This is a genomic window from Paenibacillus sp. FSL K6-2441, assembly GCF_037964765.1.
GTDB classification, from domain to species: Bacteria; Bacillota; Bacilli; order Paenibacillales; family Paenibacillaceae; genus Fontibacillus; species Fontibacillus phoenicis.
In genome coordinates this window covers 1,568,687-1,591,055 of the sequence record NZ_CP150174.1, presented here as the reverse complement: position 1 = coordinate 1,591,055, position 22,369 = coordinate 1,568,687, and the positions used below count along the sequence as shown (strand labels likewise).

The 22,369-nt window shown below is 53.4% G+C and carries 23 protein-coding genes; 8 read left to right on the top strand and 15 right to left on the bottom strand.

The features are described from left to right. Nucleotides 1–199 precede the first annotated feature (199 nt). Nucleotides 200–1,069 (bottom strand): SDR family oxidoreductase, encoded by an 870-nt coding sequence (locus NSQ80_RS06965; protein WP_323076187.1) that lies wholly within the window; start codon nt 1,067–1,069, stop codon nt 200–202. Between the two features lie 98 nt (nt 1,070–1,167). Further along, complete coding sequence (locus NSQ80_RS06960) at nt 1,168–2,058, bottom strand: glycosyltransferase (RefSeq protein ID WP_323076185.1); 891 nt, start codon at nt 2,056–2,058, stop codon at nt 1,168–1,170. A gap of 164 nt (nt 2,059–2,222) precedes the next feature. Between NSQ80_RS06960 and NSQ80_RS06955 the strand changes: the two genes are divergently transcribed. After that, the gene (locus tag NSQ80_RS06955; protein ID WP_009226752.1) at nt 2,223–2,576 is read left to right on the top strand and encodes a helix-turn-helix transcriptional regulator; all 354 of its coding nucleotides are present in this window, start codon (nt 2,223–2,225) and stop codon (nt 2,574–2,576) included. An 81-nt stretch (nt 2,577–2,657) separates the two neighbouring features. On the opposite strand, the gene NSQ80_RS06950 is transcribed toward NSQ80_RS06955, so the two are convergent. The 3 genes from NSQ80_RS06950 to citZ all read right to left on the bottom strand — a co-directional run bounded on the left by NSQ80_RS06950 (nt 2,658) and on the right by citZ (nt 5,758). Beyond that, nucleotides 2,658–3,083: a hypothetical protein gene (locus tag NSQ80_RS06950; protein ID WP_009226751.1), complete on the bottom strand. Its 426-nt coding sequence runs from the start codon at nt 3,081–3,083 to the stop codon at nt 2,658–2,660. Between the two features lie 179 nt (nt 3,084–3,262). Continuing rightward, nucleotides 3,263–4,558 carry an NADP-dependent isocitrate dehydrogenase gene (icd, locus tag NSQ80_RS06945; RefSeq protein ID WP_016312838.1) on the bottom strand — a complete coding sequence of 432 codons (1,296 nt, stop codon included), beginning with the start codon at nt 4,556–4,558 and terminating at the stop codon, nt 3,263–3,265. An 87-nt stretch (nt 4,559–4,645) separates the two neighbouring features. Then, a complete protein-coding gene (citZ, locus tag NSQ80_RS06940; RefSeq protein WP_009226749.1) occupies nt 4,646–5,758 on the bottom strand; it encodes a citrate synthase in 1,113 nt (370 codons plus the stop codon). A 352-nt stretch (nt 5,759–6,110) separates the two neighbouring features. Here citZ and ytvI point away from each other — a divergent pair, with 352 nt between their 5' ends. Further along, nucleotides 6,111–7,229 (top strand): sporulation integral membrane protein YtvI, encoded by a 1,119-nt coding sequence (gene ytvI, locus NSQ80_RS06935; RefSeq protein WP_009226748.1) that lies wholly within the window; start codon nt 6,111–6,113, stop codon nt 7,227–7,229. 91 nt (nt 7,230–7,320) lie between these two features. Here ytvI and NSQ80_RS06930 read toward each other — a convergent pair whose 3' ends face one another. From NSQ80_RS06930 to NSQ80_RS06895, 8 genes are all read right to left on the bottom strand, one after another. Then, the gene (locus NSQ80_RS06930; RefSeq protein WP_009226747.1) at nt 7,321–7,713 is read right to left on the bottom strand and encodes an FxsA family protein; all 393 of its coding nucleotides are present in this window, start codon (nt 7,711–7,713) and stop codon (nt 7,321–7,323) included. A 66-nt stretch (nt 7,714–7,779) separates the two neighbouring features. Further along, the gene (locus tag NSQ80_RS06925) at nt 7,780–8,199 is read right to left on the bottom strand and encodes a thioesterase family protein (protein ID WP_009226746.1); all 420 of its coding nucleotides are present in this window, start codon (nt 8,197–8,199) and stop codon (nt 7,780–7,782) included. A gap of 135 nt (nt 8,200–8,334) precedes the next feature. After that, complete coding sequence (pyk, locus tag NSQ80_RS06920) at nt 8,335–9,756, bottom strand: pyruvate kinase (RefSeq protein ID WP_009226745.1); 1,422 nt, start codon at nt 9,754–9,756, stop codon at nt 8,335–8,337. Nucleotides 9,757–10,003: 247 nt separating this feature from the next. After that, a complete protein-coding gene (locus NSQ80_RS06915) occupies nt 10,004–11,104 on the bottom strand; it encodes an acetyl-CoA carboxylase carboxyltransferase subunit alpha (protein WP_009226744.1) in 1,101 nt (366 codons plus the stop codon). Continuing rightward, on the bottom strand, nt 11,105–11,998 hold the full coding sequence (accD, locus tag NSQ80_RS06910) for an acetyl-CoA carboxylase, carboxyltransferase subunit beta (protein WP_009226743.1): 894 nt from the start codon (nt 11,996–11,998) through the stop codon (nt 11,105–11,107). 123 nt (nt 11,999–12,121) lie between these two features. Next, entirely contained in the window at nt 12,122–12,310 is a 189-nt protein-coding gene (locus tag NSQ80_RS06905; RefSeq protein WP_009226742.1) for a hypothetical protein, read from the bottom strand. 250 nt (nt 12,311–12,560) lie between these two features. Beyond that, nucleotides 12,561–13,055 carry a phosphatidylglycerophosphatase A gene (locus NSQ80_RS06900; RefSeq protein WP_339301900.1) on the bottom strand — a complete coding sequence of 165 codons (495 nt, stop codon included), beginning with the start codon at nt 13,053–13,055 and terminating at the stop codon, nt 12,561–12,563. An 867-nt stretch (nt 13,056–13,922) separates the two neighbouring features. After that, on the bottom strand, nt 13,923–17,636 hold the full coding sequence (locus tag NSQ80_RS06895) for a DNA polymerase III subunit alpha (protein ID WP_339301898.1): 3,714 nt from the start codon (nt 17,634–17,636) through the stop codon (nt 13,923–13,925). 111 nt (nt 17,637–17,747) lie between these two features. On the opposite strand from NSQ80_RS06895, the gene NSQ80_RS06890 reads away from it, so the two are divergent. The 3 genes from NSQ80_RS06890 to NSQ80_RS06880 all read left to right on the top strand — a co-directional run bounded on the left by NSQ80_RS06890 (nt 17,748) and on the right by NSQ80_RS06880 (nt 19,073). Next, nucleotides 17,748–18,077 (top strand): YtrH family sporulation protein, encoded by a 330-nt coding sequence (locus NSQ80_RS06890; RefSeq protein ID WP_009226738.1) that lies wholly within the window; start codon nt 17,748–17,750, stop codon nt 18,075–18,077. Further along, nucleotides 18,074–18,574 carry a hypothetical protein gene (locus NSQ80_RS06885; RefSeq protein WP_036646464.1) on the top strand — a complete coding sequence of 167 codons (501 nt, stop codon included), beginning with the start codon at nt 18,074–18,076 and terminating at the stop codon, nt 18,572–18,574. Before NSQ80_RS06890 ends, NSQ80_RS06885 begins: the two co-directional genes overlap by 4 nt. Before the next feature lie 199 nt (nt 18,575–18,773). Next, on the top strand, nt 18,774–19,073 hold the full coding sequence (locus NSQ80_RS06880; RefSeq protein WP_009226736.1) for a YtpI family protein: 300 nt from the start codon (nt 18,774–18,776) through the stop codon (nt 19,071–19,073). A 60-nt stretch (nt 19,074–19,133) separates the two neighbouring features. Here the strand turns inward: NSQ80_RS06880 and NSQ80_RS06875 are convergent, their stop codons facing one another. Both NSQ80_RS06875 and NSQ80_RS06870 read right to left on the bottom strand, forming a co-directional pair. Next, nucleotides 19,134–20,468 carry a DRTGG domain-containing protein gene (locus NSQ80_RS06875; RefSeq protein WP_009226735.1) on the bottom strand — a complete coding sequence of 445 codons (1,335 nt, stop codon included), beginning with the start codon at nt 20,466–20,468 and terminating at the stop codon, nt 19,134–19,136. 51 nt (nt 20,469–20,519) lie between these two features. Continuing rightward, nucleotides 20,520–21,260, bottom strand: coding sequence for a YwiC-like family protein (locus tag NSQ80_RS06870; protein WP_009226734.1), 741 nt, complete (start codon nt 21,258–21,260; stop codon nt 20,520–20,522). A gap of 234 nt (nt 21,261–21,494) precedes the next feature. On the opposite strand from NSQ80_RS06870, the gene NSQ80_RS06865 reads away from it, so the two are divergent. Genes NSQ80_RS06865 through NSQ80_RS06855 form a run of 3 tightly spaced genes read left to right on the top strand, consistent with a single transcriptional unit; the run spans nt 21,495 to nt 22,341 of the window. Then, a complete protein-coding gene (locus NSQ80_RS06865; protein ID WP_009226733.1) occupies nt 21,495–21,728 on the top strand; it encodes a DUF2249 domain-containing protein in 234 nt (77 codons plus the stop codon). Between the two features lie 16 nt (nt 21,729–21,744). Then, entirely contained in the window at nt 21,745–22,104 is a 360-nt protein-coding gene (locus NSQ80_RS06860; protein ID WP_339301895.1) for a hypothetical protein, read from the top strand. Then, nucleotides 22,105–22,341, top strand: a complete 237-nt coding sequence (locus NSQ80_RS06855) for a DUF2249 domain-containing protein (RefSeq protein WP_009226731.1) — start codon at nt 22,105–22,107, stop codon at nt 22,339–22,341. Nucleotides 22,342–22,369: the final 28 nt, after the last annotated feature.

The window sequence follows — 22,369 nt, the reverse complement described above, 5'->3', positions numbered from 1 at the left end:
CATAAGAACTCGTTTCGGTTGACGATTTCTGTCCAAAATCAGCTCCGAAATGAGTGAGAATTATCACTGAAGAATTCCTTTGAAAGGCTGAATCGGCGAAAAATACGGAAAGAACCCTCAAGCTTGTTCGGTACTGTGCCGAATCTCTTGAGGGTTCGATTGCATGGGTTGATCCAATCTCAGAATCTCAGCCCGAAGGCTAGCCGTTTACAATCTCACCGCCGTTGATATGCAACACCTGGCCGCTCATATACGAGGAGTCGTCCGAAGCCAAGAATACGTAAGCCGGAGCCAGCTCCTCCGGTTGACCGGGACGTTGCATCGGCGTTGTTCCTCCGAACTCGGATACCTGCTTCTCATCAAAGGTAGACGGGATGAGAGGCGTCCAAATCGGTCCAGGGGCAACGGCATTCACCCGGATGCCTTTGCTCCCAACGACGTTCATCGATAACGCCCGCGTGAAGCTGACAATCGCCCCTTTGGTGGCGGAATAGTCAATGAGCTGCGGGTTGCCTTTATAAGCCGTTACCGATGCGGTATTAATAATCGAGCTGCCCTTGCGTAAATGCGGCATCGCTGCCTTGGTCAAATAAAACATGGAGAAGATGTTCGTCCGGAATGTCTTCTCCAGCTGCGCCGACGTAATGGCTGTAATGTCCGGCTGCGGATGCTGCTCAGCAGCATTGTTCACCAGGATGTCCAAGCGCCCGAGCTCCTGTACCGTCTGTTGTACAGCCTTCTCGGCAAACGCTTCGTCGCCGATGTCACCGGCGATCAACAGGCATCTGCGCCCTTCCTGTTCGACTTCCTGCCGAGTCACGTTCGCGTCCTCGTGCTCATTTAAGTAGACGATGGCCACATCGGCACCCTCTTTGGCGTAAGCTACGGCCACAGCCCGGCCAATGCCGCTGTCGCCTCCGGTGATCAGCGCTACTTTGCCCGTCAGCTTGCCGGCAGCCTTGTAATTCCCCTCATAAACCGGGCGCGGGTGCATCTCGGCTTCGATGCCGGGCTGATGATTTTGATGCTGAGGCGGCAAGGTTTGCTTCGCTTGTCCGTTACCTGCCATTGCTGCATCCTCCTTTACGGTAATTGGTGAAATAGGTACGAACGTACCTGTCCACTCACTCACCTCTTAGGATAGCCTGACAGCCCCAGCTTATCCGTCTACGATTTCCAATGGATCCCGAATCGCTTAAACAACCACTCTGCATCGCGCTTCCGCAGGGAGGCAAATTTCTCCTTCCGAGCCAAAGCCCGTTGGCTGAGCTGGTCCGCTTCCAGCAGCTCTCCGCCAAACGCTTGACTCACCTGTTCCCGGCAAACCGAGATCAGTTCATCCCCAAAATGTAAATTAGCAAGGGTCATTAGATCCACACCCCACATTTCCCGGCTATTGTCATAGGGGAAATTCTGACGGAACACCTGCATTAACGTCACATCCGGGACGATGCGACAGGTTCCACCCTGCAGCCAAAGCCTCAAGGAAAATTCAGCCGTCTCCACATCTTTGCCGAAAAAGCCGTCCACCATCCCCTCCATCTCCCGAAACGTATCATGCCGGACCGCAAAGCATTCCCAGGACAACCACGGGATGTCCAGATTCTGACCTGCACTCTGGATCGGGTAGCGGCGCAACAAGCCAATCATCCCTCCGACGTCCTTACCGGCCGGGGCAGTAGAGCGTTCACTCTTCTCAAACGCAGGTGACACGGCATCGGCTTGTCCCTGCATCAGCGGCTCCAGCAGCCGCTCCATCCATCCGTCATCATAATATAAATGAGAGCCGCTGAAGATCAGGTAATCCCCTCTCGCATGCGCTGCGCCGAGATTGCGCGCCGATGTTCCGGGCTCTCCCTTGATCCGTTGAATCGGCCGATCGAACCGGTAATTCATCAAAAAATCACAGCACCCGTCAATCGAACCTTCATCAACGATAATCACTTCATAAGGCAAGGTCGTATGCGACACTTTCAAAGATTCCATCGTCGTGTACAAATCGATTCCGTTATTCTTGACAGCGATAATAATTGAAACTGAAGTTGATGAGGAAGACATACATGATCTCCTTATATTTAGTTAGAATAAATAATAGGATATAATTTAAAAAATCCTGTAATTCCATAATAACCCAATTCGTACTTGCAGTAAATACAAACAAAACCTGTAGTTTATTATCTTTCCATCAGGTTCTAACTTAAGGTAAATACAGGAGGGGTAATATGGATTACGAGGCATTGGGGAAAAGGCTGCGTCAAGAACGGCATAAAATGCACTTGACCCAGGAAAAACTCGCCGAACGCATTGAAGTTTCGGACGCATACATAGGACAAATCGAACGGGGAGAACGCAGTTTGTCCCTGGAAACGCTGGTGAAATTGGCGAATCAATTGGGCGTTACCGTTGATTATTTGCTCCACGATTCGATTGAGATCAGTGACGACCATTTCTTGGATCAGATCCAACAGATCGTCATGAACCGTTCTACGAAAGAGAAACAACTGGCGCTCGATATTTTAAAATTAATGTTCACCCATTTGGACGAGTTAAAAAAAGCGAATCAAAGTCCTTCCTAACCAAGCGCCAACGCGGCTTAAAGCTGCGTTCAGCAAAAAGACCTGCCGGTAAATCTACCGGCAGGTCTTTGAACTTTTCGATTAAATAATGGTGCTGAACACCATAAAGAACGAAATAAGCAATACCGTCACGGAGAGCAGAGCGCTTAATGTACGCAGCTTCCCTTCCTCCGCCGTCACGGTTTGATTCTTACGAATTCCTTCCAGCGCCAAGCGCAGCGGCTTGGCCATAATTCCGCTAAACGCGCCGATCGCCAGGTACAAGATGACGATCACAATCATCCACGCGACGGAGTAAGTGCCTTGTCCAATCAAATAACCGCCCGTCAACAATTGGATGATCAGCCCGATTTGCGCGTACCGGTTCAGGGAGATCACTGCCGATACCGTCCCTTCCTGAGCCGCCAGCGACAATTTGCCGATTCGGCCGAGCACAAACGGCAGAACCAGATAGAAGCCAAGCGCCAATGCGCCGACAATATGTAGGAATAACATGACTTGGTACATGACCTAACCGTCCTTTCGTGTCAATTACATTTATTATAATCTATTTTATTTATGGATGGAAACAAAGGATGGAAACCAAAGAAATCGCTGAAGGACAAGGCAAAAAAAGCCCTCCCTGCCAAACGCTAGGGAGGGTCTACATCAACGGAGATTGCCCTGCTAAAGCTTAAAATGAACGATTACATGTTTTTGATGACATGATCAGCAAACTCGGAGCATTTCACTTCCGTTGCTCCGTCCATCAAGCGGGCAAAGTCGTAGGTCACCGTTTTGTTATTAATCGAAATTTCCAAGCCTTTATAGATCAGATCCGCCGCTTCTTGCCAGCCCAGATGCTCCAGCATCATGACGCCCGACAGAATCACAGAGCCCGGGTTCACCACGTCGAGATCCGCATACTTCGGAGCTGTACCATGCGTTGCTTCGAAGATCGCATGTCCGGTGACGTAGTTGATGTTAGCGCCTGGCGCGATACCGATGCCGCCTACTTGCGCTGCCAAGGCGTCGGACAAGTAGTCGCCATTCAGGTTCAACGTAGCGATGACGTCAAAATCCGTCGGCCGCGTCAATACTTGTTGAAGCGCAATATCGGCAATTGCATCTTTCACGATGATTTTGCCTTCGGCTTCTGCCGCTTTCTGCGCTTGGTTCGCTGCATCCACACCGGACTGTTCCTTAATCCGGTCGTATTCGGCCCAAGTAAACACTTTATCGCCGAATTCGGCTTCCGCCACTTCATAACCCCAATTCTTAAACGCGCCTTCCGTAAACTTCATGATGTTGCCTTTATGCACCAGCGTAACGCTCTTACGGCCATGCTTGATCGCATATTCAACCGCTGCGCGAACAAGACGCTTCGACCCTTCTTCCGAAACCGGCTTGATACCGATACCGGACGTTTCCGGGAAGCGGATTTTCTTCACGCCCATTTCGTTTTGCAGGAAGGCCAGCACTTTCTTAACTTCCTCGGAGCCTTCTTTATACTCGATGCCGGCATAGATATCCTCCGTGTTCTCGCGGAAAATCACCATGTCCACGAGCTCAGGATGCTTCACCGGAGAAGGCACGCCTTGGAAATAACGGACCGGACGAAGGCAGACGTACAAGTCCAGCTCCTGACGGAGCGCCACGTTCAGCGAGCGGATGCCGCCGCCGATTGGCGTAGTCAACGGTCCTTTAATGGCCACAATATATTCACGGATCGCCGTCAGCGTATCCGCTGGCAGCCACTCCCCGTATGTATTGAAGGCCTTTTCGCCGGCGAACACTTCATACCACGCGATTTTCTTCTCACCGCCGTAGGCTTTCTCCACGGCGGCGTCGAGTACGCGTTTCGAAGCTTTCCAAATATCACGGCCAGTCCCGTCGCCCTCAATAAACGGAATGATCGGGTTGTTAGGCACCTGGAGCTTCCCATTCTGAATCGTAATTTTCTCGCCTTCAGTAGGAAGATCAAACTTTTCGAGTTTCAACATTTTTACGTTTTCCTCCTTCAAGTCTGTTTGCTGCATCTCACGGTCTCCATTTTACCACAATGTTCCTTGGAGCTCCCGTATTGCTGTTTATCTTAATTCGATAGGAACGTATTTCTGATTGGTAGCACCGGTATATTCCGCACGAGGACGGATCAAGCGGTTATCTTCCAACTGCTCCAGAATATGAGCTGTCCAACCGGACAAGCGGCTGATGGCAAAAATCGGCGTAAACAGGTCACGCGGAATGCCCAGCATCGTATATACGGAAGCGGAATAGAAGTCAACGTTCGGCTTCAGCCCTTTTTGCGCGGTGACCAGCTGTTCCACTTTGACGGACATATCGTACAACGTGGTATCGCCCTTCAGAATGCTCAGCTGACGGGACATATTTTGCAGGTGTTTTGCGCGCGGATCGCCGTTTTTGTATACCCGGTGGCCAAAGCCCATAATTTTCTCCTTATTGGCCAGCTTCTTCTGAATATACGGCTCTACTTGATCGAGCGTCCCGATCTCGGCCAGCATATTCATCACCGCTTCATTGGCGCCGCCGTGCAGCGGTCCCTTCAAGGTGCCAATCGCGGAGGTCACTCCGGAGTAAATATCAGACAGCGTTGCAATCGTTACCCGTGCAGAGAACGTCGAAGCGTTCAACTCGTGGTCGGCATGCAGCACCAGCGCTTGATCCAAAGCGCGAACGGCAATCGGATCCGGTTCCTCGCCGGTCAGCATGTACAAGAAGTTGTGTGCGATCGATACGTTCTTCAGCGGAGCGACAGGCTCCTTACCTTCCCGGATCCGGGCAAACGCGGCAATCAGGGTCGGTATTTGGGTTTGCAGCTTAATCGCCTTTAATTGGTTGCTTTCGCGGGAGTTGTCATTGGCGTTCTCATCATACAAAGCAAGAGCCGATACGGCAGTACGAAGCACTGCCATCGTGTTAGCAGTCTGCGGATACAGCTTCATCTGTTCTAGCACCGCTTCAGGAACTTCGGCGTAATCGCTGAATTGCTGCTGCAGGCGGTCCAATTCGGCTCGATTAGGCAATTTGCCGTACCACAACAAATAAGCTGTTTCTTCAAAACTCGCACGTTCCGCCAATTCGTCGATATTGATACCACGATAAGCGAGAACGCCATCATGAATGGAGCTGATCGAAGAGGTTGCCGCAACAATGCCTTCCAGGCCTTTCGTAGCTGTCATGATTCATCTCTCCTTTGTTAACATTTTGTGAGCAAACAAGCCCATGAAACACTCTCAAAATTGAAAGTTTTAAATTTTCGAAGTTAACCAATAACGGGCCTATAATTGCAAAAATAGAGCTCCACCGCTTACTTCTTCATCATACTGGATTTCCGAAAACATGGGAACCGCTTCAGCACCGCCGGGTACATTAAATGATTTTATCACAACAATAAAGAAATTTTGTAAACGATTGCAGTTGTGCAATGAATTATATCACAACTTCCAAAAAATGTGCACTGCGGAATATTCGAGGTGGACAAATCATAGAGTTGAACTAGGACAGGTTTCTGGGAAAAAGGGGAGATGCCACTTGGATCACGTGATCGTCAAGCGCGTGCTGCGCGGCAGCTGGATATGCATTGTCCTCATCGTCTCCGTCCTGGCGATCTACTGGCTCCTCCCGCTCGGTTATCCATTTCTTATCGCCTGGCTGATCGCCTACGCGATGAATCCGTTGGTCCTGTGGTTCCAAAGACACTTGCAAGTGCCTAAATGGCTGGCCGTGACGCTTTCATTGTTCATTTATGTAGGCAGTGCAGGAATCATTGTGTCAGCGGCCTTAACGCGGCTGGTCAAAGAGCTCATTCATTTCGCCGAATCCTTTGATCACCGGATCGCCGAGTGGAGGAATCTGCTCATCTCATGGACGCAAAGCGAAGGCATTCAGTCGATCATTACCGAAATCAACCGGTTTATTGCGGATAACCCTGGCTATGAAAATACGATCCACAAAAACATCGACAATACCGCTGAAAGGTTCGGATCGTTTGTATCCCGTCTTATCAATCACGTCTTGGAAACGATCGTCAACCTGCTCTCCTCGCTCCCGAATTTAGGGGTGATCCTCGGGGTGATCCTGCTGGCCACCTTTTTTATCAGCAATCATTGGGAGCGGGATATGCGATTTCTGGCCGCCTCGGTCCCTGCGCCGTTCCGCAAAACCGTAGGCGCCATCTGGCGCGACCTCCAGCGGGCGTTATCGGGTTATCTGCGCGCGCAATTTATCATGATCTCGATCACCGCGTTTATCGTTCTCATCGGCTTGCTCATCCTCGGCGTCGATTCCGCCTTCACCTACGCCCTGCTGATCGGCCTTGTCGACCTGTTGCCCTATCTCGGTGTCGGTACAGTGATGATTCCTTGGCTCATCTACGCCTTTGCCACCGGTCACGACACGCTGGGGATTGGACTGGCCGTCTTGTACGGCGTCATCCTGCTGGCCCGTCAGCTCATTGAACCAAAGGTCCTAGCCAGCAGCGTAGGACTTGATCCCCTGCCCACGCTGATCGCCATGTTTGTTGGGCTCAAGCTGTTTGGCGTATTGGGACTGATCATCGGTCCGGTGACGCTGGTCATCCTGGGTGCTGCCGTCCGTGCAGGTGTTGTCCGGGATTTGCGGAACTATATTTTGCATGGTCGATTGAGATAGAATTAGCTTCACGCTTGAAAAAAAAAGGCATCCCGTCCCTCCGAGACGAGATGCCTTTCTTGACTTGTTTAGGGGCTGCCTGCCACCAGAGTTAACGGCGGAAATACGTAATCGTTCCGTCCTTGATCTTCTTGCTGACCCATTTCATCAGCGGGATCCGATAGAGAATACGCGTCAGCGGAAACACCATCGTAAACCCAATGATATCGGTAATGAAGCCAGGGATCAGCAGCAGAATCCCGCCGGCAAATACGCATAAGCCATCTAGGACCATTCGTCCCGGAAGTTGGCCGCCGCTCATCTGAGCTCGGGCATCCGCGAGCACCTTACGTCCTTCAAATTGCATCATCAACCCGCCGATGACCGAAGTCGCCAGCGTCAAAAATATCGTCTTCCCAACGCCCAGCTTCTCTCCGACGTACATATACCCCCAAAACTCAACAATCGGAATCAACACGATGAGAGCGGCTATCCATTTACGCATATCAGGACTCCTTTATCACATTCCTGTACTTGTATTTTACCGCCTCCGCGTCACATAATCAAAATTTTACGGTTTTCGGGCTTCCTCCAACGCCGCGTACCATTCCGGGAACACCTTCTTGAACTGCACCGGTTTGAAATCCTCGCGGCGAACGACATAATGCGAAGAAGAACCCTCGACGCACAACGTGCCTTCCCCGTTATACACCTCATATCCGTAGGCCGTTTTGACCCCGTTGTTCTCAATGACCCGGGTCTTAAGCAGGACGGTATCCCCGTACCGGATCCCGCGTTTATATTCTACTTTCATTTCGTGAACGGGCGAGATATACCCCGCCTGCTCCATATCGAAATAATCGAAGCCGAGATTCCGGCTCAGATGCAGCCTCCCCTGCTCGAACCACTCGATATAACGGGCATGGTAAATGATCCCCATCATGTCAAACTCCGAATATTTCGGCTCAATAGACAGTTCGCATACGTACACGATTCTCCGCTCCTTTCTGATTTGCCTGATGCTGCCGCAGGTACAGTTCCCGTTCGGCGGCAAAAAAAGCAATGGTCCCTCAGCGGGCCCCATTGCTTTCTTTGTGACTTGAAGTCGATGTATATAAACCTTAAGCTACTTGCGGATTTGCCCGATTTTCACCAGATTCGTGGAACCGGAACGTCCGAGCGGTACCCCGGCAGTAATGACTACGAGGTCGCCTTCCTTCACCAGTCCGGAATCCAAGCCGCCCTTCATCGCTTTGTCGAACATTTCGTCCGTCGTGCTGGCGATATCGCCTTTCACCGGCGTTACGCCCCAGTTCAGGGCCAGGCGGCGCAAGGTTTGATCTTCCGTCGTCACAGCGATAATTGGTGCTTTCGGACGATATTTGGAGACCATCCGTGCCGTATAACCGGTTTCCGTCGAAGTAATGATCGCTTTCGCGTTCAGCTCCAGCGCCGAGTTGGCAACTGCTTGGCTGATCGCTTCGGTTACGGTCGTTTGTTGGGCATTGCTTTGCTTCAAGAAGATTTCACGATATTCCAAAGCGGATTCTGCTTTCTCTGCGATGCGGGACATCGTCAGCACCGATTCCACCGGATATTTCCCGGCAGCCGTTTCACCGGAGAGCATAATTGCGTCCGTACCGTCAAAAATCGCGTTAGCCACGTCGCTGGCTTCTGCGCGCGTAGGTCTTGGGTTGCGTTGCATGGAGTCAAGCATTTGCGTAGCTGTGATGACCGGTTTGCCAACACGGTTACATTTCTCGATCATGCGTTTTTGCACGAGCGGTACATCTTCCGCAGGAATTTCCACGCCGAGGTCACCGCGAGCAACCATCAGGCCGTCAGATACTTCCAGGATTTCATCAAGGTTGTCCACACCTTGTTGGTTTTCGATTTTAGAGATGATTTGAATATGAGTTGCGTTGTGTTGCTCCAGCAGTTGACGAATTTCAAGCACGTCGCTCGCTTTACGAACGAAGGAAGCGGCAATAAAATCGATGCCTTGCTCGATCCCGAACTTAATGTCGTTAGCGTCTTTCTCAGTGATGCCTGGCAGGGAAATGTTTACGCCGGGTACGTTCACGCCTTTTTTGCTCTTGATCGTTCCGCCATTGACGATGCGGCATTTGATTTCCGTTCCTTGAATGTCAACGACTGTCAAACCAATCAAACCGTCGTCGATCAGAATCGTCGAACCGACTTCCACATCTCCAGGAAGATCTTTGTATGTGATGGAAATCCGGTTCTTATCGCCGAGAATTTCTTCGGTCGTCAAGGTAATGAATTCATCCTGTACCAGCTCGATAGGCTCTTCTTTCAATTTACCGGTACGGATTTCAGGACCTTTGGTGTCCAACAGTATGGCGATCGATTTCCCCAGCTCCGCACTCGCTTGACGAATATTCTTGATCCGGTTCCCATGCTCTTCGTAATCACCGTGGGAGAAGTTCAAGCGAGCGACGTTCATTCCGGCCATGATCAGCTTCTTGATGTTTTCTAACGATTCACTAGAAGGACCGATAGTACATACGATTTTTGTTTTGCGCATTTGGGTTTCCTCCGTTTAAAATAGTTCTCTCTATATAATCTTTTCCAACAACTAAATTTACTACAGTTTTGTCGATTTGTATAGGAAGTTTATCATATTGTAACGAACTATCCATGATTACGCGCCTAACGACTTGGCTAAGCGCAGGGATTCTCGGCATCTAAACTTCCAGTATTTCCCGAAAACAGCGAAAATAACCTTACCGCAGGTCCCGTAGGTTCCCCCGTAAGGTTATCGCTGTGAAACTTTAACTTGGCTTGGCAGTTTGAACTTTCGAAGCCGCCTCCGGTTCGCTTGGCGCTTCTGAAGACTTCTCATCCTCAGGGATGCCGGCGACCTCAGCCACCGTTTCCGGCACCACAGTTTCCTGTGCCTTCGGCTCTTCTGCCTTGCCTGCCACCTGAAACTCGCCGATTTTGCGGAATTTCCGATAACGGTCCTCCACCAGCTCATCGGGATTCAAGTTGGACAGTTCTTCCAAATGACGAAGCAACGCCTCTTTGATCGAGGCGGCTGTCGAATCGTAATCCCGGTGCGCGCCGCCGCGCGGTTCGGGAACAATCTCTTCAATGACGCCCATCGCGAGTAGATCTTGGGCGGTGATCTTCATCGCTTCCGCCGCCTGATCCGCCTTGGAGGCATCCTTCCAAAGGATCGAGGCCGCTCCGTTTGGCGAAATAACGGAGTAAATGGCATTCTCCAGCATCAGCACGCGGTTGCCTACGCCAAGGGCGAGCGCGCCGCCGCTTCCGCCTTCTCCGAGAACAACGCAGATGATCGGTACCCGCAGCATCGACATCTCGCGCAAATTCCGAGCGATCGCTTCCGATTGCCCGCGCTCCTCCGCCGTAATTCCCGGATAGGCGCCCTTCGTATCGATAAACGTAATGATCGGCCGCCGGAACTTGTCCGCCTGCTGCATGAGTCGCAGCGCCTTGCGGAAGCCCTCCGGATGAGCGCTGCCGAAGAAGCGGGCGATATTATCCTTCGTATCCTTGCCCCGCTGCTGTCCGATCACCGTTACCGGTACGCCGCCCAGCTTGGCGAGCCCGCCAACGACGGCCAAATCGTCACCAAACACCCGGTCCCCGTGGAGTTCGATGAAATCTTCAAAGATCAGGCCGATCATATCCAGGGATGTCGGTCGCTGATGATGGCGGGCCAGGTGCATCTTTTGGGAGGGAGAAATGTTGCTGTAGATCTCTTCCTCCAGCTGCCGGTAACGCTCTTCCAAGCGCGCGATTTCTTCTGTAAAATCGATTCCCTTCTCTTTGCCAAACTGCTCCAATTCGGAAATCTTCTCACGCAGCTTCACAAGAGGCGTCTCAAAAGGCAATTCGCCTGCCATTTATACTCCTCCCTTCACGCCGTGCAATTCTAGCAATTTCGCCAGCGTCGATTTCATATCCTTGCGGTGCACGACAAGATCGATCTGACCATGCTGCAGGTTAAATTCCGCCGTCTGGAAGTCGTCCGGAAGCTTCTGACGGATCGTCTGCTCAATAACGATTCTTCCGGCAAAACCAAACACGGCCCCGGGCTCGGCCACAATAATGTCGCCAAGCATGGCAAAACTAGCCGATACACCACCCGTCGTCGGGTCTGTAATGACTGAGATATATAAACCGCCATGTTCGCTTAATCGGGCCAAAGCGGCGCTCGTCTTGGCCATCTGCATCAAACTGAGGATACTCTCTTGCATCCGCGCTCCGCCAGATGTGGAGAAAATGATCATCGGCAGGCGTTTTTCGATGGCCGTCTCGATCGCACGCGTAATTTTCTCCCCTACAACCGATCCCATGCTCCCGGTGAAGAAATCGAAGCTCATCACGGCTGCCACAGCTGGATAGCCATGGATGGTCCCCTCGCCGGTCACCACCGCTTCGCGTAATCCCGATTTCAAAGCCTGCTGCTCCAGCTTGCTGGCATACCCCGGGAACTTCAGCGGATCGACCGAGATCAGGTCGGCATCGTACTCCGTAAAGCTGCCTTCATCAAAGGTATAGCGAATCCGATCCAGAGCGTTCAGCCGCATATGGTGTCCACAGGAAGGGCACACCATCAAATTCTTCTCCAGTTCTTTGCTGTACTGAATCGCGCCGCAGCGGCCGCATTTATTCATCAGGCCTTCCGGAATTTCGCGTTTGGGGCGATCTGCCTGCGGCGAGCCCTCTTCATTGCCGGTTCGTCCTGAGGGAATGGTCGCGTACTTCCTCTTCTTCTGAAACAAATCTTTGAACACAACTACACCTCTTCAGCCGTTTATTTATCGTAGCAGTTCCACAAAGTCTATAAAAACCCAGACGACCCTATATGAACCCGCACTTCTAGGCCTCATCTGCACTAGGAATCTCGAATCCCTTTGCTATGGATGCAAAATCGAATTCAACACTTCTTGCACTTCTTCCAGTTCCCCGGAAGGTACTAAAATCTCATATTGCTGTTTGGATAAATTAACAGGACGTGTTTGGACAAGGAAGCCTTCTTCGGTGAGTTTCGTCTTGATCATGTCCGCAACTTTCGCGGTAGGCGCAATATACATAACAGTCCACATGCCCTTTTCAAAGCCCCCTAACCTAATCTTTGAGCCCGTATAATAGAGTAATGATAACATAATTTTCAAAAATCCCGCAACAAAAGGAAACCCGCGCCGAAAGCGGCTCGCGGCACGGATTTGCCGCAGAGCCCGGCGCTAGGATCAAAGTTACAGGGGGCATTTCTCTGTAAGCTGTTATCAGAGGAAATGGGTTAAGGGCGTTGGATTAGGGAGGCATCTCGTCCAAAGGCAAGCTGCTCTAGTTCGTTTAAGAGGGACTCGATGGGTACGTAGCGGCCTGTTCATGCTTATGGGCGATCCGGGCGGAAGCTGCGGCAGCGAGACCGGCGACTAAATCGTCGAGAAAGACGTGAATCCGTTCGCCGCGATTGTTCAGCTTCCCAATGATCTCCGGTTTGACCTTGTCCAAATAGCCGAAGCTCGTCAGGCCAATCATCCCAAACACGCTCGTTATGCCGAGCGCCATCGTCTCATCCACGCCATAGAGCGGTTCGTCGGCCTCCATGATCGCCTGCAGCGGCTCTGGAAGCCGCTTCTGTTCGGCCAGCTCATCGAGGGCGATTCCCGTAAACAGGGTATATTGAACCTCTCTCTTCTGCAGCACGGCTTTGACGCTCTCCAAGCATTGGTCCAGCGTCAGATCGGCATGATACGCCGTTTGCAGCGAATGCACAATTTGAGCGATATCCTCCAGCTTCACTCCGCGGCGCAGCAGCTGCGCTTTCGCCAATTCATATGTCATCGTATCTTCCTCCCTTGATCCCGGCGCAACCGCCGCTGCCGGTATTTGTCGCGATGGGGTTGTAGTCACGCTGCGGGGTGCTGTCCATCTGTCGATTGTCTACGCGTTGTGAACGTAACTTCCAGTTGTTGATGTCAAGCAGGTGCTGTTGCAAGATAGTTGCTAGTTGCTGATGACCGATAGTTGCTGACATCAGACATGTGCTGGCGTCAGAAAGGTGCTAGCACCAGACAAATGCTGGCGTTAATCAGGTGCCAATGTCAATCAAGTGCGAGCGTTACTCAAATGTCAACGTCAAATAGCCGACGCACCTCTTGAGCAGCGGTACCTGCTCATTTACTGATTCCAATCGATGTGGACCGTTGTGGCCAGTTGTGGAGCCCCCGCTTGTTGACGATGCCGGAATTCATTTCATGATCGATTCTTGGTCATTCGTGTTCCTAAGTGTATGCACCACCCTCCGAAAATGTTCGTTAAAACTTGTCCCTTGCTGCGGATCTGCTCACCAAGCGCTAATGGCATGTCCCTTTCTCCCGTCGCCCACCAACCGCTCCTCGCCAAGACGAAGCTTACCGGCGCTAACGGACCTCAGCGACGCTATTTGCCCATTTCCCGCACATTTCCCGATGTAACGGACTCCACGGTCGTTATTTAACTCTAAACAGGAGATTCCAGGCGCTATGAGAAGAAATAAGGTCTCTCAGGTCCGTTATTTTGCCTGTCTTCTCGTAAATGCTGGAATAACGTCGCTGGAGTCCGTTGCAACTGATGTGGGGGTCCGGCAAATTAAAAACCCGGCACTGCACACATGTGCAGAACCGGGTTTTGGCAACCGGGTAATGGCGACTCTAGATTGGCAGATCGCCGTCATTTGATTTTGACCGTGTCGGGGCCAAGCATCTGCTCCATTTCACGGATCAAAGCGGGCGAAGGCTTGATGCTGTAGCGCTCGTTCAAGGCCAAGAGCTTACCGGTGCTTTCGTAGAACAGCACCGTCGCGATCGGGCCGGGATGCCGCTCCAGCAGCAACTTGAGCCGCTCCAGCAGGCGCGCGTTCTCCGCCGCGGCCGTGATCTTGATGAAGACGCGCTGCGCCGGCGTCTTCTCCCGCTCGCGCCGCGCGCCCGACGCGGGCGCGGCGCCTGCGCCTGGGGCGCTGGCGGGGCGAAGCCCGCCCGCAGCGCCCGCAGGCGCTCCCTCGGCCGCGCGGGAGCCCGCGGCCGCACCGCGTGCGCCGCCGGTGCCACCGGCGGCGCTGGGCCCGCGCCCGCGCGCAAGGCCGCGGCGCAGCCGGGCCAGGCTTTGCTCGCTCAGCGGAGCCACTTCGTCGGCCAGCAGCTTAAAGCCTTCGTCCTGCTGCTGGACGACGCCGCGCAACGCGAGCAAAGCCCCCTTCTCGACGTGGGCGGCCGAGCGCCGCCACACTTCGGGGAACAACACAACCTCGCAGCGCTCGATCTGGTCCTCCAGTTCCATGAACGCCATCGCTTTCCCCTGCTTGGTTGTGATCGTCTTCACGGACACGACCATCCCCGCCACAACGGTGCGGGTGTCGTCCGGCGCTTCGGCCAAATCCATCAGCCGGTCGACGCCTTCTCCCTCCAGCAAGGCGTCGAAATCGTCCAGCGGATGGCCGGACAAATACAGCCCGAGCAGCTCGCGCTCCAAATCCAGCTGCTGGGCTGCCGTAAACTTCGGGACATCCGGGTACTCGATGTCCCAGTTCGGCGATTCCACGAAATCAAACAGCTGGATCTGCAGTTCATCCCGCTCCTTGCGCCACTTCAGCGCCGCCTCGACCGTCTCGTCCAGCATCGCCAGCAGCTGCGCACGGTGACCCGGCAAGGAATCAAACGCCCCGCCTTGGATCAGCGACTCGATCACCCGCTTGTTGCATGTCCGCAAATCCACCCGCCGGCAAAAATCGAGCAAGCTGTCGAACGGACGCTCCTTCCGCTCGCGCAAAATGCTTTCAATCGCCTGCGTGCCGACATTTTTGATCGCGGCCAAGCCAAAGCGGATCACGCCAAGGGCCGGCGGCTCCTGTCCGGATCCGGCGTGTCCGTCCTTCGCATCGCGGCCCTTAGCTTCACCCGAAAGGGCTGCATCCGCAGAACCAGCCCCTACCTGCGGCGTAAACAGAACGCTGCTCTCGTTCACGTCCGGCGGCAGCACGACGATCCCCATCCGCCGGCATTCCACGATGTATTCCGCCACCTTGCGGTGGCTGCCCGTAACCGCGGTCAGCATCGACGCCATAAACTGCACCGGATAATGCGCCTTCAGGTAGGCCGTTTGGAACGCCAGCACGCCATAGGCGGCCGCATGGGCTCGTGCGAAGCCGTAATCGGCGAACCGGACGATCATGTCATAAACGACGTTCGCTTCATCCTCAGTGTAGCCTTGCTGCACGCTGCCGCTGACGAAATGTCCGCGCTGCTCGTCGAGCACCTCACGTTTCTTCTTGGAGACGGCACGTCGCAGCAGGTCCGCTTCGCCCAGCGAGAAGCCCGCCATGCGAGAGGCGATCTGCATGATCTGCTCCTGGTAGACGATAATGCCGTACGTATCCTTCAAAATCGGCTCCAAATCCGGATGCGGATATTCGACGGTGATTTGCCCGTGCTTGCCGGCGATGTATTTCGGAATAAACTCCATCGGCCCCGGGCGATACAACGCCAGCAGGGAGATGATGTCCTCAAACACCGACGGCTTCATCTCCTTCAGCACCCGGCGCATCCCGGTGGACTCCAGCTGGAACACGCCGGTCGTTTCCCCGCGCCCCAGCATCTCGTATGTGGCCGGATCGTTATCCGGGACCAGCCGGAAATCGGGGGCGTCCCCCGACTGCTCCTTAATCCAGTTCATGCAGCGCTCGATGATGGATAAGGTGCGAAGGCCGAGGAAGTCCATTTTCAGCAGACCGATCGCTTCCAGGTTTTCCATGGAATATTGCGTTAACGCCGTATGCTCGCTGCCTTCCTGCAACGGAACGGCATCGGTCAACGGATCGCGCGAAATAACCACCCCGGCGGCATGGGTCGAAGCGTGCCTTGGCATGCCTTCAACTTTCATCGCCATGTCCAGCAGCCGCTTCACCCGCTCGGACCCGTCATACATCGCTTTGAGATCCGGGCTTTCCTTTAACGCGCGTTCAATCGTCATGCCCAGATGGCCCGGAATCAGCTTCGCCACTTTGTCCACTTCGCCAAACGGCACATTCAGCGCCCGCCCTACATCGCGGACCGCCGCGCGCGCCGCCATCGTACCGAAGGTGATAATTTGCGCGACATGCTCTGCCCCATATTTGTCGACCACATAGGCAATGACTTCATCCCGCCGCTCGTCGCTGAAGTCAATATCGATATCCGGCATCGTCACCCGCTCCGGGTTCAAAAACCGTTCAAACAACAAGTTATATTTGATGGGATCCACGTCGGTGATCCGCAGCACGTATGCCACCAAGCTGCCCGCCGATGAGCCCCGTCCCGGTCCGGTGGCGATTCCGTTCCGGTGAGCAAAGGCGATAAAGTCCCACACGATCAGAAAATAATCGGAGAAGCCCATGCTGGCGATGATCTCCAGCTCGTACCGCAGCCGCTGCTCCAGCTTCTCTCGCTCGGTCAGGTCACGCCAAACGTCCAGCTCGCCGTAGCGGTCCACCAATCCTTGTTGACACAGCTCCGCCAAGTAGCTGCCTGCAGTATGCCCCTCCGGGATCGGACGGTAGGCCGGCAAAATATGTCGGTCAAACTCCAGCTCCAACTCGCAGGAATCGGCAATTTTCGCGGTATTAGCATACGCCTCCGGCAAGTGAGGGAACAGCTGGGCCATTTCCTCCGCGGTTTTCAGATAGAGCTGATTGGTGTGCATTTTGAGCCGGTCCTCGTCGTCCACCGTTTTCCCTGTCCCTACGCAAATGAGCACGTCTTGGACCTCGGCGTCTTCCTTGCTCAGGTAATGTGCGTCATTGGTGACTACAAGCTCGGCACCGATTTCTCCAGCCAGCTGGACAAGAAGCGGATTTACCTTTTTCTGCTCGGGGATGCCGTGATCCTGAAGCTCCAGGTAAAAATCCTCGCCAAACGCCGCTTGATAACGCAGCGCCGCTTTCTTCGCTTCCTCGTAATGACCGCGCAGGAGATGGAACGGGACTTCCCCGCCCAAGCAAGCGCTAAGGCAGACCAAGCCCTCGCGATGCCGCTGCAGCGCATCCCAGTCGATTCGCGGCTTATAGTGGAAGCCTTCGAGATGACCGATGGAGCACAGCTTCATCAGGTTGCGGTAGCCCGTCTCGTTCTTGGCCAGCAAAATCAAGTGATGGATCGGCTGATCCTGCCGGCTTCCCCGTTCCTTGCGCGAGCCTGCCGTAAAATAGACCTCGCAGCCGATGATCGGCTTGATGCCGTGTTTTTTACACAATTTATAAAAAGGAACCGCGCCGTACATGACCCCATGATCCGTCAGCGCCAGCGCCTTCATGCCGGAAGCCGCCGCCTTGGCGACGAGATCCTCAAGCCGGGCTGCTCCGTCCAGCAAGCTGTATTCGCTATGTACGTGCAAATGAACAAAGCTGTCCATGCGATCCCTTCCTTTCAATCGGTTTACCTCTAATATTTTATCATACATAGGCATTGCCCGCCCATAGAATGGTAGAAAGACCGGACAAACCTCGGAAAGGGGCAAGCGCGCATGAGCACGTTTTTGACCAAAGCGGTCATGGATTTCTTTATCGCCTTCGGAATTGTGGTGGGGGGCGCCATGGTTGGCGGCATCGGCGCAGTCGTTTCACTGCAGCCTCCGACGCAGACGATGCTGGACATTGCCGACCGCATTAAAATATGGGCGCTGGCTGCTGCAGTTGGCGGCACGATCGACCCGATGCGGGTCATTGAGAGCAATTTTTTTGACGGGAACCTGTCTCCGGCCATCAAACAGATCTTGTACCTGTTGTTCGCCTTTCTCGGGGCGCATATGGGTTCGGAATTGGTGCGCTGGATGTGCGGGGGAGGACGGGGATGAATGAAGAGGCGAAACAACCGAAGCTAACGGGCTTTCGCAGGTTTATGCAATTCACCGCCGTGTTTATCCTCGGCATGGTAACCGGAAGTATCGTGTATAACGTCATTTATCAGACCAGCTACAATTTGCTGTGGATCCAGAACAAAGACCTGACCATCCAGTTGCATCAAGCCGAAGAGGACATTCGGACGCTAAAAAAATACAACAACCGTTCCACCGTCATCAAAGAGATCAAGGTGCGCGTGGAGGAACGCGATCCGCCGCTCGATTCGCTGGCGGTGAAGGAGGTCGCCGAGCAGCTTCACAACGAATTAGAGGTGCTGCGGGGTCGAAATATTTTTGATATTGACTCGGATGCCAAAATGGCCCGCACGCTGTTAAACCGAAAAATCTATGTCGTTCGCGACAAGGAATACGCGATTCAAATCAAGACGATGCTGGTGAGTGACGGGGTGCTTCAGGTTTGGGTGGACATGCGGCCCTATATTCGTCTCTAGCAAATCATGCTAAAATATGAGGTAATTCACTTGAGACGGCAAACAAAACTGTAAAAGTGCAGGAATTTTCTCCATTTCAAGAGCATGTGGATTGAATAACTGTTTTTGCGATTAAAAACTGTATTTTTGCAGGAATTCGACGTTCTGTTGCTGCTCAAGCGCGTATCCACTCTACGATTAAAGGAGCTACGAACCTCTCATGATCCAAACGATCCAATCCATTCTTTACGTGATTTTGATCATCAGTTGCGTGGGCTCGGTCTTCTTCAGCTTTAAGTCCCGGCGTTCGCTCGATCCGAAGACGCGGGGAATGGCGGCCGCCAAAATGAATATCAGTATGGGCGTGATGCTGATCGTTCTGGCCCTCATCCAAATGTTCCTGTTCAGCGGCTCGACGCTTCGCGTTGTCATCGGCGCTGTGTTTATGGTGCTGGGGGCGTTTAACATCTTCGCCGGCCTCCGCAACCATGGCTTATATGCCCGGCAAAAAGAGGGATAACCTCGCGGCCCCAGGCCGTTAGGCTATCCCTCTTTGCATGCAGGATCCCCGCTCCGCTGCTTAGGCATGGTCGATGGACTGCAGCGTCATGACCGCCTTCGAAACCAGCGAATCCTGATAGGTTAACATAATTTCCAGCTTGCAAGCCCGGCGGCTCATCTCCAGTAATACGGGGGTGATAACCACCGGGTTTTCAATTTGCACCGGACGGACGAAATAGGTCGTCAGGTTATCGACCACAAAGTCGCCGCCGCTGGCGTCTTTGGCCGCGCGAAGTCCGGCTTGGGTCATCAGCGAGGTCAGGACCCCATGCGAGATCGTCCCCAAATCGGTCGCCATCTGCGGCGTAATCATTCCGCGGAAGAACAATTTCCCCTCTTCGTCCCGTTCCTCGGCAAACCCGTTCCACATTAAGTGCTCAAACGTTTCGCCCAGCTGCGGCTGATTCCGTACGTCCCGCATCGCTTGCAGCACCTCGCGGCGCGTCACCGACGAGACCAGCTTCCGGTTGCGGTCCACGACAGGCAAGAAGTCGATCCCTTCCCAGACCATGATTTGCGCTGCCGAAGCGAGCGATGTCTGCAGGCCAACGGTGATCGGATGGCGGGTCATGCATTTCTCAATCGGCTGGTCGCCGCTCAGCTCTTCGACGTTCTTCCGGCTGACGATCCCGATGACCCGGTTCCACTCGTCCACCACCGGAAAATGCTGCTGCCCCGTCTCTAAAGACAACTGATCAAAATCGGAAATGTTGCTGGTCGCCTTCAGCATGCTCACCCGCGGTTTGCGGCTGACGATGTCTTCCACCAGCATGATTTTTTTCTTAATCAAACGGTCAAATAACGCCCGGTTAATCATCGATGCGACGGTAAACGTGTCGTGACGCGAGGAGATGATCGGCAATGCCAGCTTGTCCGCCAGCGTCTTCACCTCGCGGCTCGTCCCGAACCCCCCGGTGATCAATACCCCGGCGCCTTGCTCCAGGGCAAGTGAATGGGCATTATCGCGGTTCCCGATGATCAGCAGGCTGCCGGCGTCAATGTATCTGGCCATGGCATCGATTTTCATCGCGCCAATGACATACTTGTTCAGCGTTTTGTTCAATCCTTCTCCGCCGCCCAGCACATGACCTTCGACGATCTCAACCACATCGCCAAAGGTGAGCTGGTCCGAGATGTTGCGCGGCTTCTTCTCCACGCGAACCGTGCCGATCCGTTCCTTCGTAATGACGATCCCGAGATTCTCCGCTTCCTTCACCGCCCGGTAGGCGGTACCTTCACTTACCCCCAGCGCTTTGGCCAGCTTGCGCACGGAGATTTTCGTTCCAATCTTGAGTCCTTCGATATGTTGGAGCAGCTGTTCGTGTTTTGTTACGCTTTCTTCCGGTCCCTCCAACTGTTATACCCCCTGCCCGAATCTGTACTATTCTGTATTCATTATACACATTCAGGCGTAGGTCATCCAGAAGGCGGCAAGAACAATAACAGAATAGACAATTTCCAGCATGCCGGACTGCTTGGCGGTAATCCCCGTCCGCGGGAACCAGACCGCTCTAGCCAGCAGGATCAATGCGGCGATCCACAGCGCCGGAGAGAGCAGCCATACGGCCAAGATCATCAGCATAACGTGGTAGGCTACGGAGTAGCAATAGAATCGCTTATTATTCCGTTCGCGGATGATGGTTTTCACGTAAAAAGCGGTCCCTACAAAATACAACGTGCTGATCAGGAACAGTTCCGTGGCGAGCCGAAGATCGGTTCCTCCTCCAAGCTGATACGAGATAAACACCATCAAGCTGAATTGCACGATCGCCGCGATGTCGTTCAGCAGAGCGCGTTCGCGCTTCTGCTTGGCATAGAAGGCATTCACCCCAAACAGCGGCACGAACAGGAGAGCCAACTTCAGCACCTCGGGGCGAAGCAGGACCAAAGTGAGCGCCGCAGGGACCAGCAACGCACCGTAGAGCAGCAAAGGCTTGCGGTATCGGTCGGCTTTGGCTTTGGTCTTGGCTTTTCCCCTCCGAATCCATTGCAGCAAAGGAAACATAAACAGATAAATGAGAAGCCAGCACACAAACAACAAACCGTGGATCGCCCCGGGGGTAGAGGCGAGCATGCCAAACAGAAACGGAACGATCAGCATGGCCCAGGCTCCATGTTGATTCGGGATGTAATCTCGGACGCGCATGTTATCGGTTCCTCCTTCTAATCGTGAGCCATCAAATTCAAATTACGCACATTATAATCGTCCGGCATCGGCACCCAAGTGACAGAAATCACTTGATTCATGGCAGCTTCCGGACAAATCCGCCGAGAAATTTTTGACGGTTTCGCATCTTGTGACTGATATCACAATCCCGCTCAAGTCCGTTGCTATAATGGGGGCGAATCGTTAAATTCTAAACATTTAGGAGGACTTCCCATGAGTCAATTCAAAGCTACTGTCAACGCCACCGAATATCCGCCGCAGCTCAAGCATAAGACCATTTTTGCAACCTTTAATTCCCTGGAGCCGGGGGAAGCGATGCTGCTGATTAACGACCATGACCCGGTACCGCTCCGGTTTCAGTTCGAGGCCATGCATCCCGGCGGTTTCACTTGGGAGTACATTGAGCAGGGGCCAGAGATGTTCCAGGTGAAAATCGGCAAAAACTAAGCAGGGGGAATGCCCTATGGCAATGATTACGGTTGTCGATGAGAAAACGATTAAGATTGCCGTCGAGCTCGAGGATGCGTTGCGGATGATTGAGGAAGCGGAAAGCAATCTGGAACGCTATGCCAGCGAGGTCCTCACCATCGCGGAAAAAATGCCGGAATTCCAATACACCTATTTCTGTTTCTATGCCTACGATACTTCCGCTTTGTTTGAAAAAATGCTGGGGATCGATCCAAAGCAGTATTTGTCCTTCTCGCTGGATGCGCCGGACTCGTTCTTCTATACGCTGTACGGCGGCATGAAGGGACTCAGCGGTGCAGCTCGGCTCTGCCAAGCATTTGCCGCCGAACGGACGGACGTGGAGGTGAATCCATAAATGGCAAACCAGATCGTTGAACTCGACGTTCGGCCGATTCTTCGCCGCGGCGAAGAGCCGTTCAGCGTTATTATGGACACGGTTGGGAAGCTGCAGGAGGGTGACAGCCTTGTTCTGCACGCCACAATGAAGCCCGTCCCGCTCCTGAAGGTGCTTGAAGGTAAGGGCTACCGTCATGAATGCGAACAACTGGCAGCGGATCATTGGAAGGTGACATTTGAACCGATTCAAGCTTAGGTTTTTCAGAAAAGAAAAGGAGGCCTCC

Bases quoted from the DNA above. Each gene is read 5' to 3' on its own strand.
- NSQ80_RS06965 (WP_323076187.1), bottom strand. From the start codon at position 1,069: ATGGCAGGTAACGGACAAGCGAAGCAAACCTTGCCGCCTCAGCATCAA.
- NSQ80_RS06960 (WP_323076185.1), bottom strand. From the start codon at position 2,058: ATGTCTTCCTCATCAACTTCAGTTTCAATTATTATCGCTGTCAAGAAT.
- NSQ80_RS06955 (WP_009226752.1), top strand. From the start codon at position 2,223: ATGGATTACGAGGCATTGGGGAAAAGGCTGCGTCAAGAACGGCATAAA.
- NSQ80_RS06950 (WP_009226751.1), bottom strand. From the start codon at position 3,083: ATGTACCAAGTCATGTTATTCCTACATATTGTCGGCGCATTGGCGCTT.
- icd (WP_016312838.1), bottom strand. From the start codon at position 4,558: ATGTTGAAACTCGAAAAGTTTGATCTTCCTACTGAAGGCGAGAAAATT.
- citZ (WP_009226749.1), bottom strand. From the start codon at position 5,758: ATGACAGCTACGAAAGGCCTGGAAGGCATTGTTGCGGCAACCTCTTCG.
- NSQ80_RS06930 (WP_009226747.1), bottom strand. From the start codon at position 7,713: ATGCGTAAATGGATAGCCGCTCTCATCGTGTTGATTCCGATTGTTGAG.
- pyk (WP_009226745.1), bottom strand. From the start codon at position 9,756: ATGCGCAAAACAAAAATCGTATGTACTATCGGTCCTTCTAGTGAATCG.
- NSQ80_RS06915 (WP_009226744.1), bottom strand. From the start codon at position 11,104: ATGGCAGGCGAATTGCCTTTTGAGACGCCTCTTGTGAAGCTGCGTGAG.
- NSQ80_RS06905 (WP_009226742.1), bottom strand. From the start codon at position 12,310: ATGTGGACTGTTATGTATATTGCGCCTACCGCGAAAGTTGCGGACATG.
- NSQ80_RS06900 (WP_339301900.1), bottom strand. From the start codon at position 13,055: ATGACATATGAATTGGCGAAAGCGCAGCTGCTGCGCCGCGGAGTGAAG.
- NSQ80_RS06895 (WP_339301898.1), bottom strand. From the start codon at position 17,636: ATGGACAGCTTTGTTCATTTGCACGTACATAGCGAATACAGCTTGCTG.
- NSQ80_RS06890 (WP_009226738.1), top strand. From the start codon at position 17,748: ATGAGCACGTTTTTGACCAAAGCGGTCATGGATTTCTTTATCGCCTTC.
- NSQ80_RS06885 (WP_036646464.1), top strand. From the start codon at position 18,074: ATGAATGAAGAGGCGAAACAACCGAAGCTAACGGGCTTTCGCAGGTTT.
- NSQ80_RS06880 (WP_009226736.1), top strand. From the start codon at position 18,774: ATGATCCAAACGATCCAATCCATTCTTTACGTGATTTTGATCATCAGT.
- NSQ80_RS06870 (WP_009226734.1), bottom strand. From the start codon at position 21,260: ATGCGCGTCCGAGATTACATCCCGAATCAACATGGAGCCTGGGCCATG.
- NSQ80_RS06865 (WP_009226733.1), top strand. From the start codon at position 21,495: ATGAGTCAATTCAAAGCTACTGTCAACGCCACCGAATATCCGCCGCAG.
- NSQ80_RS06860 (WP_339301895.1), top strand. From the start codon at position 21,745: ATGGCAATGATTACGGTTGTCGATGAGAAAACGATTAAGATTGCCGTC.
- NSQ80_RS06855 (WP_009226731.1), top strand. From the start codon at position 22,105: ATGGCAAACCAGATCGTTGAACTCGACGTTCGGCCGATTCTTCGCCGC.